At 67.0% G+C, this 16,395-nt stretch carries 16 protein-coding genes; 13 read left to right on the plus strand and 3 right to left on the minus strand.

The genetic code is table 11. The features are described from left to right. Positions 1–7 precede the first annotated feature (7 nt). The 12 genes from D7316_RS11930 to D7316_RS11985 all read left to right on the plus strand — a co-directional run bounded on the left by D7316_RS11930 (position 8) and on the right by D7316_RS11985 (position 11,529). Entirely contained in the window at positions 8–772 is a 765-nt protein-coding gene (locus D7316_RS11930; protein WP_124708435.1) for an SDR family NAD(P)-dependent oxidoreductase, read from the plus strand. 275 nt (positions 773–1,047) lie between these two features. Further along, positions 1,048–1,845, plus strand: coding sequence for an MlaE family ABC transporter permease (locus D7316_RS11935; protein ID WP_232017178.1), 798 nt, complete (start codon positions 1,048–1,050; stop codon positions 1,843–1,845). Further along, positions 1,845–2,699 carry an MlaE family ABC transporter permease gene (locus D7316_RS11940; protein WP_124708436.1) on the plus strand — a complete coding sequence of 285 codons (855 nt, stop codon included), beginning with the start codon at positions 1,845–1,847 and terminating at the stop codon, positions 2,697–2,699. Before D7316_RS11935 ends, D7316_RS11940 begins: the two co-directional genes overlap by 1 nt. Further along, entirely contained in the window at positions 2,696–4,048 is a 1,353-nt protein-coding gene (locus D7316_RS11945; protein ID WP_124708437.1) for an MlaD family protein, read from the plus strand. The genes D7316_RS11940 and D7316_RS11945 overlap by 4 nt, the downstream gene beginning before the upstream one ends. After that, positions 4,045–5,079, plus strand: coding sequence for an MlaD family protein (locus D7316_RS11950; RefSeq protein ID WP_124708438.1), 1,035 nt, complete (start codon positions 4,045–4,047; stop codon positions 5,077–5,079). The genes D7316_RS11945 and D7316_RS11950 overlap by 4 nt, the downstream gene beginning before the upstream one ends. A 4-nt stretch (positions 5,080–5,083) precedes the next feature. Next, positions 5,084–6,133, plus strand: coding sequence for an MCE family protein (locus tag D7316_RS11955; protein WP_124708439.1), 1,050 nt, complete (start codon positions 5,084–5,086; stop codon positions 6,131–6,133). Further along, positions 6,130–7,233: an MCE family protein gene (locus tag D7316_RS11960; RefSeq protein WP_124708440.1), complete on the plus strand. Its 1,104-nt coding sequence runs from the start codon at positions 6,130–6,132 to the stop codon at positions 7,231–7,233. The genes D7316_RS11955 and D7316_RS11960 overlap by 4 nt, the downstream gene beginning before the upstream one ends. A gap of 38 nt (positions 7,234–7,271) precedes the next feature. Next, positions 7,272–8,378, plus strand: a complete 1,107-nt coding sequence (locus D7316_RS11965; protein ID WP_232016878.1) for an MCE family protein — start codon at positions 7,272–7,274, stop codon at positions 8,376–8,378. Continuing rightward, complete coding sequence (locus tag D7316_RS11970; RefSeq protein ID WP_124708441.1) at positions 8,375–9,664, plus strand: MlaD family protein; 1,290 nt, start codon at positions 8,375–8,377, stop codon at positions 9,662–9,664. Before D7316_RS11965 ends, D7316_RS11970 begins: the two co-directional genes overlap by 4 nt. Positions 9,665–9,693: 29 nt before the next feature. Continuing rightward, positions 9,694–10,473 carry a hypothetical protein gene (locus tag D7316_RS11975; protein ID WP_124708442.1) on the plus strand — a complete coding sequence of 260 codons (780 nt, stop codon included), beginning with the start codon at positions 9,694–9,696 and terminating at the stop codon, positions 10,471–10,473. Between the two features lie 100 nt (positions 10,474–10,573). After that, entirely contained in the window at positions 10,574–10,987 is a 414-nt protein-coding gene (locus tag D7316_RS11980) for a hypothetical protein (RefSeq protein WP_124708443.1), read from the plus strand. Between the two features lie 53 nt (positions 10,988–11,040). Continuing rightward, a complete protein-coding gene (locus D7316_RS11985; RefSeq protein WP_124708444.1) occupies positions 11,041–11,529 on the plus strand; it encodes a GAF domain-containing protein in 489 nt (162 codons plus the stop codon). A 228-nt stretch (positions 11,530–11,757) separates the two neighbouring features. On the opposite strand, the gene D7316_RS11990 is transcribed toward D7316_RS11985, so the two are convergent. The 3 genes from D7316_RS11990 to cysD are packed head-to-tail and all read right to left on the minus strand — an operon-like array spanning position 11,758 to position 15,321. Continuing rightward, on the minus strand, positions 11,758–12,519 hold the full coding sequence (locus tag D7316_RS11990) for a 3'(2'),5'-bisphosphate nucleotidase CysQ (RefSeq protein ID WP_232016879.1): 762 nt from the start codon (positions 12,517–12,519) through the stop codon (positions 11,758–11,760). A gap of 28 nt (positions 12,520–12,547) precedes the next feature. Further along, positions 12,548–14,386, minus strand: coding sequence for an adenylyl-sulfate kinase (cysC, locus tag D7316_RS11995; protein WP_124708446.1), 1,839 nt, complete (start codon positions 14,384–14,386; stop codon positions 12,548–12,550). Beyond that, positions 14,386–15,321, minus strand: coding sequence for a sulfate adenylyltransferase subunit CysD (gene cysD, locus D7316_RS12000; RefSeq protein WP_124708447.1), 936 nt, complete (start codon positions 15,319–15,321; stop codon positions 14,386–14,388). Before cysD ends, cysC begins: the two co-directional genes overlap by 1 nt. A 61-nt stretch (positions 15,322–15,382) precedes the next feature. On the opposite strand from cysD, the gene D7316_RS12005 reads away from it, so the two are divergent. Continuing rightward, positions 15,383–16,309 (plus strand): IclR family transcriptional regulator, encoded by a 927-nt coding sequence (locus D7316_RS12005; RefSeq protein ID WP_124708448.1) that lies wholly within the window; start codon positions 15,383–15,385, stop codon positions 16,307–16,309. Positions 16,310–16,395 lie beyond the last annotated feature (86 nt).

The raw sequence follows: 16,395 nt of genomic DNA on the forward strand, positions 1-16,395 counted from the left end.
GAGCGAAATGACCACCACCACTGCATCAACCATCCGGACCACCGTCGTCACCGGTGGCGGATCGGGCATCGGTCGCTCGATCGCCGAGCATCTCGCCGATGCCGGACATCGAGTCGGAGTCCTCGACCAGAACGGTGACTCCGCGGAGGAGGTCGCAGCCGAACTGCGGTCCCGGGGCGCCGAGGCGGTGGCCGCTGCCGTCGACGTCGCCGACCGGACGGCGGTCGACAAGGCGATCGGCCAGGTGCGCGAACGGTTCGGTCCGGTCGAGATCCTGGTGACCAGCGCCGGTGTCGAGTCCCAGATGCCGTATCCGGATATCGCCCAGGACGAATGGGATCGGATCATCGCGGTGAACCTGACCGGCACCTTCAACTGCACCCAGGCCGTCATCGGCGACATGCAGGCCGGTCAGTGGGGTCGCATCGTGACGATCTCCTCGTCGAGCGCCCAGTCCGGCGCACCCGAGCGGGCCCACTACGTGGCATCGAAGGGTGGCGTCATCGGCCTGACCAAGGCGCTGGCCTTCGAGTATGCGCCGCATGGGATCACGGTGAACACGATTCCGCCGTCGATCATCGCGACACCGATGGCGGAGAAGGCCGTGGCGGCCGGCCTGGTCCCCGCCATCGAGGACCTCGCCGCGCTCACACCGGTGCGCCGCGCGGGCCTGCCCGGTGACGTCGCAGCTGCCGCCGCGTTCCTCTGTTCGGAACAAGCCGGATTCATCACCGGCCAGGCGATCGGCGTCAACGGCGGCTGGTACATCTGACGATCCTCGACGCGGTGGTGCACCCACAGCCCGGAGTGCACCACCCGTGACCGCCGCCGACGTGGTCAGGTCTCGTGACGGAACAGGAACGAAGCGGGCCGGAGAGGGGGAGATCGGTGTCCACTGTCAACAGCGACATCCGCATGGGTGTCGGCCCACACGGCGAGGCCGATGCGCCTCCGGCGCTCGCGGCCGTCCCCGATCCGGTCGAGTCACCGTCGTCGCCGGAGGCAGCGGCGCGCCCGCCGACGGCGACCGACGAGATCGCCGGATGGATGGGCGGGTACGTCCGTCGTCACCCTCGGGCATCTCTGGAAACCGTTGGCGGACAGTTCGTCCTCGGCATTCGCGCCTTCCAGCATCTCATCGTCGACCTGCTGACCCTCCGGTTCCCCGTCAAGGAGTTCGTCCGGCAGGCGACGTTCATGGCATCGGCGTCGGCCCTGCCGACGATCTTCGTGGCGATCCCGATCGGCATGACCCTGTCCATCCAGTTCGCGCTGCTCGCCGGCCAGGTGGGCGCCACATCACTGGCCGGGGCGGCCAGCGGGCTCGCCGTGATCCGCCAGGGCGCACCGATGGTCGCCGCCCTGCTGATGGCATCGGCCGCCGGCTCGGCGATCTGCGCCGACCTCGGCTCCCGGAAGATCCGGGACGAGATCGACGCCATGGAGGTCATGGGGCTGTCGGTGATCCGCCGGCTCGTCGTCCCCCGTGTGGCGGCGGCGATCCTGGTCAGCACAGCACTGACCGGGATCGTGTGCTTCGTCGGCTTCCTGTCCGGCTATCTGTTCAACACATTCGTGCAGAACGGGACGCCCGGGACGTTCGTCACAACCTTCGCCTCGTTCGCCACCCTGTCCGACTTCTATCTCACGATCGTGAAATCCATTGTGTTCGGGGCGATCGTCGCGATCGTCGCGTGTCAGAAGGGCCTGGCGACCCGGGGCGGTCCGGCCGGCGTCGCGAACTCGGTGAATGCCACCGTGGTCGCGTCGATCATCCTGCTGATGCTGGTCAACGTCGGATTCACCCAGATGTACGTGATGCTGTTCCCACGGACGGGGTTCTGATGGCCGCGACCTACTACCCCACCGGACTGCGGCCGCTCGTCCGGACATTCGACGTCGTCCTCGATGTCATCCTGCGCATCGGGCACCTCGCCCTGTTCGCCGCTCGGGCACTCGTGTCGATCCCGATCGCCCTGCGGCACTACCGAAAAGAGTGCCTGCGCATCATCTCCGACGTGACGTGGGGAAACGGCTCGATCGTCGTCGGTGGCGGGACAGCGGGCGTGATCATCGTCCTCGGTGCCGCAGCGGGCGCGATCGTCGGGATCGAAGGGTACAACGCACTCCATCTTCTCGGCATGGAGCCGGCGACCGGCATGGTCGCCTCGACCGCAACCACGCGCGAGCTGGCGCCGATCATGGCGTCGCTGGCCTTCGCCGCACAGGCCGGCTGCCGGTTCACCGCGCAGCTCGGGGCGATGCGGATCTCCGAGGAGATCGATGCCCTCGAAGCCCTTGCCATCCGGCCGATCCCCTATCTCGTGTCCACCCGGCTGTTCGCCTCGATCGTCGCGGTCATCCCGCTCTATCTGGTGTGCCTGGCGGTCAACTATCTCTCCGTGCAGCTGGTCGTCGGACTGACCGGAGGTCTGTCCGGCGGCACCTACCAGCACTACTTCGAGCTGGTCCTCAACCCCACCGACATCGCGTACTCGCTCACCAAGGCGGTCATCTTCGTGATGATCACGACCTCCATCCAGTGCTACTACGGCTTCTACGCCCATGGCGGGCCGCAGGGTGTCGGCACCGCATCGGGCCACGCGATGCGAGCGAGCATATCGGTCATGATCGTCGCCAATCTGCTTCTCACCGTTGCATTCTGGGGTGTCGGCAGCGGAGCCAGGCTCAGCGGATGAGATCGCCGAGCATCTACGACGCCGGACCGCACGGGTTGTCCAACCGACAACTCCTCATCAGCGGTGTCGTGGCGATCGTCCTGATCGCCCTCGTCCTCACCGGGATCGCGCTGAAGTCCGGTGGCACCTTCAGCCCCACGGTCCCGGTCACCGCCGCCCTCGCCGACGTCGGCGACGGTCTGCCGGTCAACTCCGATGTGAAGTTCCGCGGCGTGATCGTCGGCACCGTCACCGGCGTGCAACCCGCCACGACAGGGGCGGTGAACACCGTCGACATCGCGATCGCCCCGGACCGTGCACCGGAGATCCCCCGCACGGTGACCGCGCGTGTGGTTCCCAGCAACGTGTTCGCGGTGTCCTCGGTCCAGTTGATCGACAACGGTTCCGCCGCACCGATCGGCGCCGGGGATGTGATCGCCCAGGACGCCGCGGCCTCGACCGTGCAATTCCAGACGGCGCTGTCCAAACTCCGGGAGATCGTCTCCGCCACCGCACGCACCGGCAGCGATCGCACCGTCGGGATGCTCGCCGCGGTCGCCACCGCGACCGACCGTCGGGGCACCGACATCGCCGACGCCGGAGCACAACTCGATCGGATCGTGCGTGAGATGGACGGCGTGCTGCAGCCGGACGGCGGACCGTCCACCGTGAGCTCGCTGAGCACCGCGGTCACCGGATTACGCCGCTCCGCACCCGACCTGCTCGACGCGCTGCACAGCTCGGTCCGGCCGCTACAGACCGTGGCACGCGAATCCGGCGCGCTGTCCGATCTGCTCGGCGCCGGGATCACCACCACCGCACGGGTGAACACGGCATTGGAGCGGAACTCCGACCAGATCATCCGGATCACCACCCAGGCCGCGCCGGTCGTGTCGGTGGTGGCCGCGGGCAGTTCGTCGTTCACGTCGATCGTGACCAACATTCGGGTCATCTCGGACAAGTGGTTCACCGAGTTCTGGCCCGCGGGCCAGCAGAACGCAACCGGAAAGTTCCTGTTCCAGGTCACCCCGCACAAGCTCTACACCCGCGCCGACTGTCCCCGTTACGGAAAGCTGAAGGGCCCCAGCTGCACCACCGCGCCGGCCTCGGTGTCCCCGCCTGTGCTGAAGGGCAACGCACGCAAGGGACTCACACCCGGATACCGGACCGCGAGCATGGGCGGGAACGTCGGTTCGGTCGGCAGCGCAGACGAACAGCAGACGCTCGGCAAGCTCGTCGGCGGCGGCCCGAACAGCGCCACGACGTTCCTGCTGGGCCCCATCGCCCGCGGCTCGTCCATCGACGTCTCGCCCGCGGGCCAGGCGTCGTCCCCCGCCGACGCGGACCGACGAGCAACGGGAGGGTCATGAGCATCCGGAAGCCACTCTTCGGATTGATCCTGTTCCTGCTCATCGCAGTCGCGCTGACGTCGACGGTCGTCGTGACACTCCAGCGCGACGTCGACGAGGACACCAGGCACTACAGCGCGATCTTCACCGACGTCACCGGACTCAAGGCAGGTGACGACGTCCGCATGGCCGGAATCCGCGTCGGTCGCGTGGACGCCATCGCCCTCGACGGCACCCTCGCACGCGTGAGGTTCCGGGCGGACTCCGACCAGGTCGTCGACACGACCACGAAGGCGTCGATCGTGTATCAGAACATCGTCGGCCAGCGCTATGTCGGACTGTCGCGCACCGACGGTCGACAACCTGCCGCGCTCGCGGGAGGTGAGATCCCGCTCGACCACACGGAGCCGTCCTTCGACATCTCCGGCCTGCTGAACGGTTTCGAACCACTGTTCAGCGTCCTCGATCCGAAGCAGGTCGACAACGTCACCGAGGCCCTGATCCGCGGCCTGCAGGGCGATTCGAGCTCGGTGGCGACGCTCATCGCGCAGACCTCGACGTTGGCGGAGTCCATCGCGGGACCCGATCAGGTACTCGGTCAGGTCATCGACAACCTCTCCCGTGTCATCGGCACCCTCGCCGCGCAACGCGGGAATGTGGACACCGTCATCGTGAGCGCTCGCGACATCTTCGAGAAGATGTCCGCGCAACGAGACTCCTTCATCGATTCGCTGGACAAGACCGCACAGGTGGCCGACCGAGCCTCTGCACTGGCTCAGGAGGCACTCCCCGAGGCACGCCAGATGCTCTCGCGCGAACCGGGTTTCCTCGGTCATTTCCTCGCGAACAAGGATGAGTTCGCCTACCTCGGATTCAACCTGCCGCCACTGCTGAAAGGACTGGCCCGCGCCACCCAATCGGGTGCGTACATCGACACGTACCTGTGCAACTTCAACGCGACACTGGTCCCCGCACTGAGCACCGTGATCCCGTCGATCGTCGCGCACGCGACGCCCGTTGGCCATGCCACCCAGTCCCCGATCTGCAGGTGAACCGATGAGGACCATCGCATCACGCCTGCGCACCTCGATGTCGAGGCCCATCGAGAACTGGAACAAGGTCATCATCGGCGTGGTGGCACTGGCCACCATCGTCGTGGTGGCCCTCGGCCTGATCCAGTTCAGCTCGTCCGGCATCGGAAAGCACACGGTGCGTGCCCAATTCGCGCAGGCGGCCGGCGTCTCCGCCGGGGACTCGGTCAGTGTCGCCGGGGTGCCGGTGGGTACGGTCACCGACACCGAACTCGACCGCACACAGGTGATCGTCACGATGGAGGTGGGTGAGGACGTCGCGCTGGGCCCGGACACGCGCGCGTCGATCAAACTCACGACGTTGCTCGGGTCGCGGTACATCGAGTTGTCCCCGGCCGGCAACGGGTCCCTGCCCGACGACGTGATCACTCTGACGCACACCGCCGTTCCGTACGACCTGCAGCAGGTGATGCAGAACGCGACCACGACATTCGAACAGGTCGACGCCGCCCAGATCGGCCGATCGATGACGACGCTGTCCCGGCAACTCGACGGGACACCGCAATTGATCCCGCAAGTCCTCACCAATGTGACGACCCTGTCGGCCGTCCTGGCCGACCGGCGAGATCAGATCGGGTCCCTGTTGACCAGCACCCAGAAACTCACCGCGGTGATCCGACGACAACAGGACGGTCTCGGACAGCTGATGACACAGGGGCGAGAAATGCTGCGCGCATTGCTGACCCGCAAGATCATGATCGATCGTCTGCTCGACGCCACGACCGTGCTGGCGACCCAACTCCGTCGGATCGTGGTCGACGACCGCGCCGGTCTCGACCGGCTGGTCACCAACCTCGACGGCCTGTTGGACAGCCTGCGCCGCAACGACGCGTTGCTGCGGAACACCCTGGAGGTCCTGCCGATCCCGGTGCGCAACTTCGCCAACGCCACGGGCACGGGCAACGAGACCGACTTCTCCGCGCCGGCCGGGCCGCTCATCGATTCCTGGATGTGCGCGATATCGAAGCAGGCCGACCTCGCCCACCTGCCGCCCTACTTCAAGGACTGCCGATGACCCGCGGACTGATCGTCAAGTTGATGCTGGTCGTCGTGTCGGTGCTCCTGGTCCTGGGCGCCGCCCGATCGTGTTCCGACGACGACCACACCATCACCGTCACCGCCGCGTTCGACAACGCCGCCGGCCTGTATCAGGGCAACGCCGTCGCCGTCCTCGGGATGTCCGTCGGCAAGGTCACCCGGATCACCCCCCGTGCCGGATTCGTCGAGGTCGAGATGCAGATCGACGCGGACACCCCGGTGCCGGCGGATGCATCCGCGGTCACCGTGTCGACATCGGTGCTGACCGATCGTCACGTCGAACTGACCCCGCCTTACGCGGGCGGCCCACGCATGTCCGACGGGACCAGGCTGGGACCGGATCGGACACGCACGCCGGTCGAGGTCGACCGGATGCTGGCCATGGCCGACAAGATGGCGGTCGAGCTCCGCGGCGACAGCCGGGGCGCCGGGCCGGTCGGCGACCTGCTCAACGTCGGCGCCGCGATGACCGCGGGCAACGGTGCCGACATCCGTTCTGCGCTGGGCGCGCTGTCCCGTGCGCTCGCACTCGGCTCCGACGGCGGCGCGCAGACCCGCAACGCGATCACCGACGTCGTCGACGACATGTCCGTGCTCTCGGACACGGCCGCTCGCAACGACGCGACGATCCGCGAGTTCGGCTCGTCCATCCAACAGATGTCCGACCTTTTCGCCGACCAGAACATCGGCTGGGGCACCACCGGCGCGAAGATCAACGCGGTCCTCGGGGAGGCCACCGACCTGATGCAGCAGCGTCGCCGCGATGTCGCGAGCACCGTCTCCGGCGCGCAGACCGTCACCCGCGCGCTCGCCGACTACCGGCGTTCACTGTCAGAGTTCCTCGACGTGGCTCCCCTGGTGATGGACAACGCCTACAACACGATCGACCAGCGCGCCGGAATCGCGCGGGTCCACGCGCAGCTCGAGAAGGTCTTCTTCGACGGCCAGTTGCTCAAGGAGGTGTGCAACGTCCTGGGCATGCGTCAACTCGGTTGTGCCACCGGCACCCTGCGCGACTTCGGACCCGACTTCGGCATGACCGGGATGCTCGAGGCGATGGCGGGGCAAGGGCGGTGAGGGCAGTGGCGGTGATGGCAGCGGCGCCGAGGACAACCGTGCCGGCGCGTCTGGCGACGGCGCGACTGGTGGCGATCGTGGCCGTCGCTCTCCTGCTCGCCGGATGTGGCGTCGGCCTGTCCGATCTCCCGCTACCGAAGAAGGGCAGCGAATCCGGCAATACCTACACGCTCCGTGCGGAATTCGCCAACGCGTTGAACCTTCCCCAAGAGGCCAAGGTCAAACTCAACGGCGCGGACGTCGGTTCGGTGCAGAGCATGAGCGTGCGTGATTATGTCGCCGTCGTCTCGATGCACGTTCAGGACGACGTGAGGCTGCCGGTAGGCACACGGGCCGAACTGCGGTCGGCCACCCCACTCGGCGACGTCTTCGTCGCATTGCAGCCGCCGCGCGAACCCGACGCCGCCACCGGCGATCTCGCCGACGGCGACACGATCGCCCTGAAGGACACCGGAGCGGCGACCACCGTCGAGGAGATCCTGTCCACCTCGGCTCTCCTGGTCAACGGTGGCGTCCTCCGCGATCTGACGACCATCATCAACGGCCTGGGTCGCACCGTCGGCGATCGCGGCGACGAGCTCTCCGAGCTCATCGCGCGGTCGACCCGGCTGATCTCATCGCTGTCGGCACGTTCCGGGGACATCCGCAATGCTCTCCGGCAGACCGACGCCCTGGTCTCGACCGTATCCGCGCAGGAGAAGTCGGTCAGTGAGTCACTGGCAGCCGCCGGACCGGCGCTCGACGTCATCGCCTCGAATTCGGACCAGATCATCACGCTGGTGAACCAGGTGGGACAGATCAGCACCCAATTGTCCCGGTACCCGTCGATCGCCACCGGCAAGACACAGCACCTGGTCGCGAATCTCAACACCTTGTCCAAGGGCCTCAACGACGCCGCAACGGCGCCCGGTGCCGACCTCACCAAGATGAACGCGCTGCTCGCGCCGGTCATCAAGATCACCAATTCCACTGCCGCGCACGTCGATGCGGACCTCGAAGACCTCTCGATCGGCGCGCTGCCCGACCCGCGCCACCGTGCCGACCCGGGAGCCCGACTACCGGACCTCACCGATGTCGGCAATGTCGTCGGGACGATCACCTACACGCTGGAGCGACTGCGCAAGAAGCTGGAGCCGCCGCGATGACGTCGACGACCCCTTCGCCCGGTCTTCTCACCGGCTTCGTGGAACTGCCGGCACGCGGACTCGTGACGGCGACCCGCCGCGCCCGTGCCCATCGGCTCGGGCTCTCCGCCGTCGGACTCCTGTGCATTCTGATCCTCGGGATCGGCTACCTCGTCTTCGGTGTCTTCCACAGTTCGCCCACGGCGGCGCCGATGCTGGTGCGGGTGCAACTCGCCGAGTCCGGAGGTCTGCTCGCCGGACAGAACGTCACGCTGCGCGGCGTCCCGGTCGGGCGCGTGCGACAAGTCGACCTCACTCGTGGCGGCGTCGTCGCGGTGGCCGAGATCGACCCGAGCGTCCGCATCCCGATCCGGGGGGATGTCCGGGTGGCCGGTCTGTCACTCGCCGGCGAGCAGTACCTCGATTTCCGGCCGTCGACGTCGACCGGCCCCTACCTGCGCGACGGCACCGTCATCTCGCCCGACCAGACGACGACCCCCATCCCGCTTGCGAATCTGCTCGACGACATGAGTGGGATGCTCGATCAGATCGACCCCGGCAAGCTCCGCACGATCACCCACGAGCTCGGCGTGTCATCCCAGGGGTCCGCGAGACTGGCCGACATCATCGACGGCGGAACGTTCCTCATCTCCACCCTCGATTCGGTTCTCCCGCAGACGGTCAGTCTGCTCAAGACCAGCCGAACGGTGCTGACGACCCTCGGCCAGGGTGCGCCCGCGCTCACCGAGACGTCGAAGGATCTGCGACATCTGATGGCCGGTGCGGCCAGAAAGCAGGACGGGTACCGCACTCTGGTGAACCGGGCACCCGACGCGTTGCGGGCGACCGACGCGATCATCGCCGACAACGCTCCGACCATGGTGCAACTGCTGGGCAACCTCGCCACCGTGACCCAGATGGCCTATCTGCGGGTGCCCGCGCTCAACGAGTTCTTCTTCCCCGAGTTCCGCGACGGGTCGACGCTCGGCGCGCTGACCACCATCATGCGCGACGGCGGGATCTGGGCGGCGGTGAACATTTACCCGCGCAACGCCTGTGACTACGGACTGCCGCGGCTGCCACCCACGCAACCCGACTTCCCGGAGCCCTACCTGTACACATTCTGCGACAACCCGGACCCATCGGTACTGATCCGCGGCGCCCGTAATGCACCACGGCCACCGGGCGACGACACGGCCGGGCCGCCACCCGGTGCGGCACCGGATGCTCGCACCAGCCCGGCACCGACCGGCCCGCAATCGATCCCGCTGCCCTTCGCCGGACCGGCACTGCCCTCCACGCCCTGACCCAACGACGACGATCGAAAGGACAACTCGTGAACACCACCACGCCCACGACACCGCACAAGGCCTCGGCCGTGCGCCCGCCGTCCGCACGATCCACCGGCAAACGAATCGCCGGGATCAGCCCGGCGCCCCGCCGCCGCAACCCCTCCGACCACACCGAGAACACCGAGAACGAGAACAACGCTCCCCTGGCCGCTCGGGCCGAGGAGAGCACCACGGCCACCACCGTCGCCGAGGCTCCTACCGACGACGGGTCGTCCGACACCGGACACCGGGAAGCCACCGATGCACCCCGGCGACTCTCCCGGGTCCGCACGACGCTCACGGGTCGTCGCGCCCGGAAGATCCTCGCGGCGATCGTCGTGGTCGTGGCGATCGCCGGTGTCGGGGCAGCGAGCTGGTTCGGGTGGGAATGGAAGCAGGCGCGAGACGTCGAGCATGCCGCTGTCGCCGCGCAATCGGTCGCCGAGGACTACGCGGTCTCGCTGACCAGCGTCAGCGCCGACAGTGTGGACAAGGACTTCGCCACCGTGCTCGGCGGTGCCACCGGCGATTTCAAGGCCATGTACGCGAAGTCGAGTGCCCAACTGCGCCAGTTGCTCGTCGACAACAAGGCGCAGGCGCAGGGCAAGGTCATCGCATCGGGCATCCAGTCGGCGAGCCCCACGAAGGTCGTCGTCCTGCTGTTCATCGATCAGACCGTGCGCAACGCGTCCACGCCGGAGCCGCGTATCGACCGCAGCCGGGTGGTGATGACGATGGACCTGATCGGCGATCGGTGGCTCGCGTCCAAGGTCGACCTGCCCTGACGCGGCGAGGTCGGGATGCGCGTCGTCGATGATCCCGCAGTCCGGATTCCCGGACCCGGTAGATTGACACCGACCACGTACCGGGCTTCGGAGGCAACAAGTGAACACAGCGACGACCTTCCGTCGGCCGGCCATCGCCGCAGCGCTGGCCGCGGCCGCGATGACAGCCGTCGTGGGCTGCGCGGTCGATGGCACTCCCACCGCCGCTCCGGGAGGCGCGCCGATCACGACCACGAGCACCCCGGACTATTCGACGCCGGAGAGCTACCCGACCACGACCAGCACCGAGGCACCGACCATCGATGCCCCTCCGCCACCGGACGCCCAGACGATCACCTGTCGTGACTACAACACCCGCGACGACTCCACCCAGGTGGCGATAGTCAAGGCCAACGGGGTCACCAAGAATCCCTTTCTGGTCGCCACCCTCGTCTCGATCCTGTGCCGACAGCGCCCGGACGACACCGTGAACTTCGTCGTCAACAGCATGAAAGACGAGATAATCCACAACTGAACCCCGCTGCGCACAACCGTCGACAACCCGGCGCGCCCCTTTACGCTGAGACCATGAGTTCAGAGGCCATATCGCACACCGGTACGACCACCGCGCAGTACGCCGAACTGATCGATTCCGCACGCGCCCTCGTTGCTGGCGAGTCCGACCTCGTGGCGAACGCCGCGAATCTGTCGGCGCTCGTGTATCACGCACTGCCACAGCTCAACTGGGTTGGGTTCTATCTCTTCGACGGCACCGAGTTGGTGGTCGGACCGTTCCAGGGGCAACCCGCGTGCGTGCGCATCCCGCTCGACCGTGGGGTCTGCGGGGCGGCCGCGCGGACCCGCACCACTCAGCGGATCGCCGACGTCCACGCCGTCCCCGACCACATCGCCTGCGATGCGGCGAGCCGCTCGGAACTGGTGGTCCCACTGATCCGCGATGAGGAGCTGATCGGGGTCTTCGATCTCGACAGCCCGGTCACCGATCGGTTCACCGAGGACGACCAGCACGGACTCGAGACGATCGCCCGGATTCTCGTCGAATCCCTTGCCGCTTAACGCTGACCGAGCTGTGCCCTACCGCTGATCGAGTAGCACCCGAGGCGCCAGCCGAGGGCGCGTATCGAGATCACCGCCCCCGAGGCGCCAGCCCAGGATTCCCGACCGCTGATCGAGTAGCACCCGAGGCGCCAGCCCAGGGTTCCCGACCGCTGATCGAGTAGCACCCGAGGCGCCAGCCGAGGGCGCGTATCGAGATCACCGCCCCCACCACTCACCCGGGCCAGATCACGCCGAGCCAGAGGTGACCGCGATGATCGCGTCGCGTAATTCGGGACGGCAGATCACCAGATCCGGGAGGTAGGTGTCGTCCCGGTTGTACTGCAGGGGCGAGCCATCGATGCGGCCGCACCACAGTCCCTTCGCCTGCGCCACCGCGACGGGAGCGGCCGAGTCCCACTCGTACTGGCCGCCGGCGTGGACATAGGCGTCGGCCTCGCCTCGGACCACCGCCATCGCCTTGGCCCCGGCCGATCCCATCGGTAGCAGATCACCCCCGAGAGCATCGGCCACCGGCTGCGAGAATGCCGGCGGCCGTGAGCCACTCACCACCACGCGCAGACGATCACCCTTCGGGACCGCTGCCAGCCCGTCGGTCGGCGTGATCGACACGGGGTCGTCGAGATAGGTGAGCCCGAGCGCCGGGAGAGCGACCGCTCCCGCGATCAGCCCATCGGTAGCCGACCACAGGGCCACATGTACCGCCCAGTCGGTGTGCCCCTCGGTGCCGTATTCACGGGTGCCGTCGACGGGGTCGACGATCCACACCCGCTCGGCGGTCAATCGACTCTTGTCGTCGGCGGACTCCTCGGACAGCACGGCGTCGTCGGGTCGCTCCGCAGCCAGGCGTTCGAGCAGGAGTTCGTTGGATCGCAGATCGCCTGCCTTGCCGAGTTCCTTTCCGCTCAGACCACTCTCGGCTCTGATGGCGATGAGCAGCTCGCCTGCGGCGGTTGCCAGATCACCGGCGAGTTCACGATCGACCGACACGTTCTCTCCTATGGCGTCCAGGGTCTCTCTAGAGTCCCAGATTGCGGAAGACCGATTCTGCCACCTCGGTGGGCGACCCATCCGAGGGCGACACCACGATGTCGGGATCGCGGGGCCGTTCGTATGGCGAGTCGATGCCGGTGAACTGACTGATCTCCCCGCGACGCGCCTTCGCGTACAAGCCCTTCGGATCGCGTTCCTCACACAACTCGAGGGGCGTGTCGATAAAGATCTCGAAGAACGGAATCCGTCGTTCCGCATGGATCTCTCGGGCGCGTTGGCGCTCCTCGGCGAACGGACTGATGAGCGACACGATCGCGACCGCTCCCGAATCGGCGAACAGTGCTGCGACCTCGCTGGTGCGGCGGATGTTCTCGCGGCGGTCGTCGTCGGAGAACCCGAGGTCGGAGTTGAGCCCGTGGCGCAGGTTGTCGCCGTCCATCAGATAGGCGGGTCGCCCCTCCGCCACGAGTCGGCGTTCGAGTTCGACGGCCAGTGCGGACTTTCCTGACCCGGAGAGACCGGTCAGCCAGATCGTCGCTCCCTGATGCGTGCGCTGCTCGCGCGTCACCTTGGTGGTCTGCCACACGACGTGGCTGTCCTTGCTGACCGGCGCGGTGATCATGCCCGCCCCCACCGTCTTGTTGGTGGCCTCGTCGATCAGGATGAAGCTGCCGGTCTCCCGGTTGCGGCGGTAGGAATCGAACATCACCGGCTGCTGGGTGTGCAATGCGACGCGGGCGATCTCGTTGAGGCGCAGTGCGGTTGCCTCCTCGTCCCGATGCAGCGTGTTGATGTCGAGCCGATAGTTGAGACCACTCACCTGCGCCCGCGTCAGCCGGGTGCCGCACATCATCTGGTAGCGGTTACCCGGCCGCAGGTCGGCGTCGTCGGAGAACCAGCACACCATCGCATCGATGTCGCGGCCGACATACGGCCGGTTGTTCGGTCGGGCGAGCATGTCACCGCGGACGATGTCGATCTCGTCGGCGAGCTCGATAGAGACCGCCATCGATGCGAACGCGGCGTCGACCTCACTGCCTCCCGGCCCCCAGATGTCGGTGATGGTGGTGCTGAAACCGCTTGGCAGCACCACGATCTCGTCTCCTCGGGACAACACGCCGCCGGCCACGGTCCCCGCGTAGGCACGATGGTCGGCACCGTCGCCGCGCTGCGGTCGGATGACGTACTGCACCGGCATGCGTGCGTCGATGAGATTGCGGTCGGACGCGATGTAGACATTCTCCAGATGACTCAGCAAGGGGCGACCCTCGTACCAGGGCATGTTCACCGAATGGTCGACGACGTTGTCCCCCTGCAGCGCCGACAGCGGGATGAAGGTCAGATCGGTAACGTTCAGCTTGGCGGCGAACGAGACGAAGTCGTCGCAGATCTCGTCGAACCGCTCCTGCGACCAATCGACCAGATCCATCTTGTTGACACAGATCGTGAGATGCGGGATGCCCAGCAGCGAGGACAGGAAGGCGTGACGCCGGGTCTGTTCGAGGACACCCTTTCGGGCGTCGATGAGGATCATCGCGAGATCCGCCGTCGACGCCCCGGTCACCATGTTGCGGGTGTACTGCACATGCCCCGGGGTGTCGGCGATGATGAACTTGCGTCGCGGCGTGGAGAAATACCGGTACGCGACGTCGATGGTGATGCCCTGCTCCCGTTCGGCGCGCAGGCCGTCGGTCAGCAACGCCAGGTTCGCATACTCGTCGCCACGTTCCGCGCTCGTGCGTTCGATGGATTCGAGTTGGTCGGTGAAGATACTCTTGGAGTCGAACAGCAGTCGACCGATGAGCGTCGACTTGCCGTCGTCGACCGAACCCGCCGTCGCGAGCCGCAGCAGTTCCTTGGACATCAGAAGTACCCCTCCTTCTTCCGATCCTCCATACCCGCCTCCGAGATCCGGTCGTCGGCGCGTGTCGCGCCGCGTTCGGTGACGCGGGTGATCTCGATCTCCTCGATCACCTTGTCGATGGTGTCCGCGACGCTGAGCACGCAGCCGGTGCATGTCGCATCGCCGACGGTGCGGAACCGGACCGTGTCGATGTGCGGCTGTTCTCCCGGATGTAGTTGCAGGAAGCGAGTTCTCGCCAACAGCATGCCGTCGCGCGGAACCACCTCCCGTTCGTGGGCGTAATAGATCGGTGGGAGATCGATGTCCTCGGCGCCGATGTACTGCCAGATGTCGAGTTCGGTCCAGTTACTCAACGGGAACACCCGGATGTGCTCGCCCTTGTGGTGGCGACCGTTGTACAGGTGCCAGAGCTCGGGACGCTGCGCGCGCGGATCCCAGGCACCGAACTCGTCGCGGAAACTGAAGACCCGCTCCTTGGCCCGCGCCTTCTCCTCGTCGCGTCGGGCGCCCCCGAACACGGCGTCGAAGCGGTTCTCGGTGATGCCGCGCAGCAACGCGGTGGTCTGCAAGCGGTTCCGGCTCGCGCCCGGCCCGGTGTCCTCGACGACCCGTCCGGCGTCGATGTCGTCCTGCACCGAGCTCACGACCAGACGGACACCGGTCTGCTCGACCACGCGGTCGCGGTAGGCGATGACCTCGTCGAAATTGTGTCCCGTGTCGACGTGCATCAGCGGGAACGGCACCGGGGCGGGCCAGAACGCCTTGCGTGCGAGGTGGAACATCACCACCGAGTCCTTGCCACCGGAGAACAGCAGCACCGGTCGCTCGAACGTGGCGGCCACCTCGCGGATGATGTGCACCGATTCGGCCTCGAGCGCCGCAAGGTGCGTCAGCTCGTAGCCGTGGTGAACGTGTTGATCGCTCGCGTCAGTCATGCTCGACACCCGTGACCATCTCCCTTGACATGTCGAATATTCGACACTCAGTATTGACTATGTGACACAGACCGTAAGTGACCCCGCCGACGCGCGTCAACCAGGCTCGCCCCCGACCGCGCGAGTGATCAGCATCGTCGAACTCCTCGCCGGTCCGGATCAGCCGTCACTGACGCTTGCCGAAATTGTCCGCCAGATCGGGCTCTCGCGCGCCACTGCACACGCGATCGTCGGCGAACTGGTGACACGCGGATGGTTGGTCCGCGACCCGACGTCGGGCACCTACGGTCTCGGGCCCGGTTTTGTGACCATGGCACGGACCGCCGGAGATGCCGACCACCTGGGCCGATGGGCCGGCGGCGCCGCCCGCGAGCTCAGCGACCGGACCGGTTTCGCATGCTTCGTCGCGCGCCGCACGTCGCCCGACGCGATCACGGTTGCAGACCACGTTGTGCCCGACCACCTCGCCGATCACTCCGGCGGCAGGCCGACCGATGCGGGCGAGGCGTCACCGTGGTTCCGGTTCGGACAGCGCATCCGGCTGCGCCCACCCATCTGCCGTGAGTTCATCGCCTGGGAGCCCGAGGACATCCGCGCAACCTGGATCGCACAGGCGCCGGAGGCGACTCGGACCCGTCTGCGCATGGTGCTCGACGTCATCGTCGAGCGTGGGTATTCGATCGAGCGGATGACCGACGACCACGTCGCGATGGTCGATGCCCTGAGTTCGCTCGACTCCATGTCCGACCGGCTGCGCGCCAAGGTCGGGGACCTGTTGACCGAGCTGTCGGTGATCGACTACCTGCCCGACGAGCTCGACGGCGAGATCGCTGCGGTGACCATCGGCGCTCCCATCATCGACGCCTCGCGGCGCGTGGTGGCATCCATCGTCGCCTGCCCCAACACGACTCTGTCCGTCGGCGAGCTCGACGACCTCGCCGCCGCAACGCGGTCGGCGGCCGACGGGATCTCCAGCCACCTGGCATGAGGCGGTTCATTCGAGAAGTGGACATATCGGTCACGGAAGCGACACGGTTCACGCAATCGGGTAGCACCAGCCCCGTGCGTCACGGA

Source organism: Gordonia insulae, from assembly GCF_003855095.1.
In the GTDB taxonomy this organism is placed as follows: Bacteria; Actinomycetota; Actinomycetes; order Mycobacteriales; family Mycobacteriaceae; genus Gordonia; species Gordonia insulae.

Excerpts from the sequence above, each read along its gene's own strand:
- D7316_RS11930 (WP_124708435.1), top strand. The coding sequence starts at position 8 with ATGACCACCACCACTGCATCAACCATCCGGACCACCGTCGTCACCGGT.
- D7316_RS11935 (WP_232017178.1), top strand. The coding sequence starts at position 1,048 with ATGGGCGGGTACGTCCGTCGTCACCCTCGGGCATCTCTGGAAACCGTT.
- D7316_RS11940 (WP_124708436.1), top strand. The coding sequence starts at position 1,845 with ATGGCCGCGACCTACTACCCCACCGGACTGCGGCCGCTCGTCCGGACA.
- D7316_RS11945 (WP_124708437.1), top strand. The coding sequence starts at position 2,696 with ATGAGATCGCCGAGCATCTACGACGCCGGACCGCACGGGTTGTCCAAC.
- D7316_RS11950 (WP_124708438.1), top strand. The coding sequence starts at position 4,045 with ATGAGCATCCGGAAGCCACTCTTCGGATTGATCCTGTTCCTGCTCATC.
- D7316_RS11955 (WP_124708439.1), top strand. The coding sequence starts at position 5,084 with ATGAGGACCATCGCATCACGCCTGCGCACCTCGATGTCGAGGCCCATC.
- D7316_RS11960 (WP_124708440.1), top strand. The coding sequence starts at position 6,130 with ATGACCCGCGGACTGATCGTCAAGTTGATGCTGGTCGTCGTGTCGGTG.
- D7316_RS11970 (WP_124708441.1), top strand. The coding sequence starts at position 8,375 with ATGACGTCGACGACCCCTTCGCCCGGTCTTCTCACCGGCTTCGTGGAA.
- D7316_RS11985 (WP_124708444.1), top strand. The coding sequence starts at position 11,041 with ATGAGTTCAGAGGCCATATCGCACACCGGTACGACCACCGCGCAGTAC.
- cysC (WP_124708446.1), bottom strand. The coding sequence starts at position 14,386 with ATGTCCAAGGAACTGCTGCGGCTCGCGACGGCGGGTTCGGTCGACGAC.
- cysD (WP_124708447.1), bottom strand. The coding sequence starts at position 15,321 with ATGACTGACGCGAGCGATCAACACGTTCACCACGGCTACGAGCTGACG.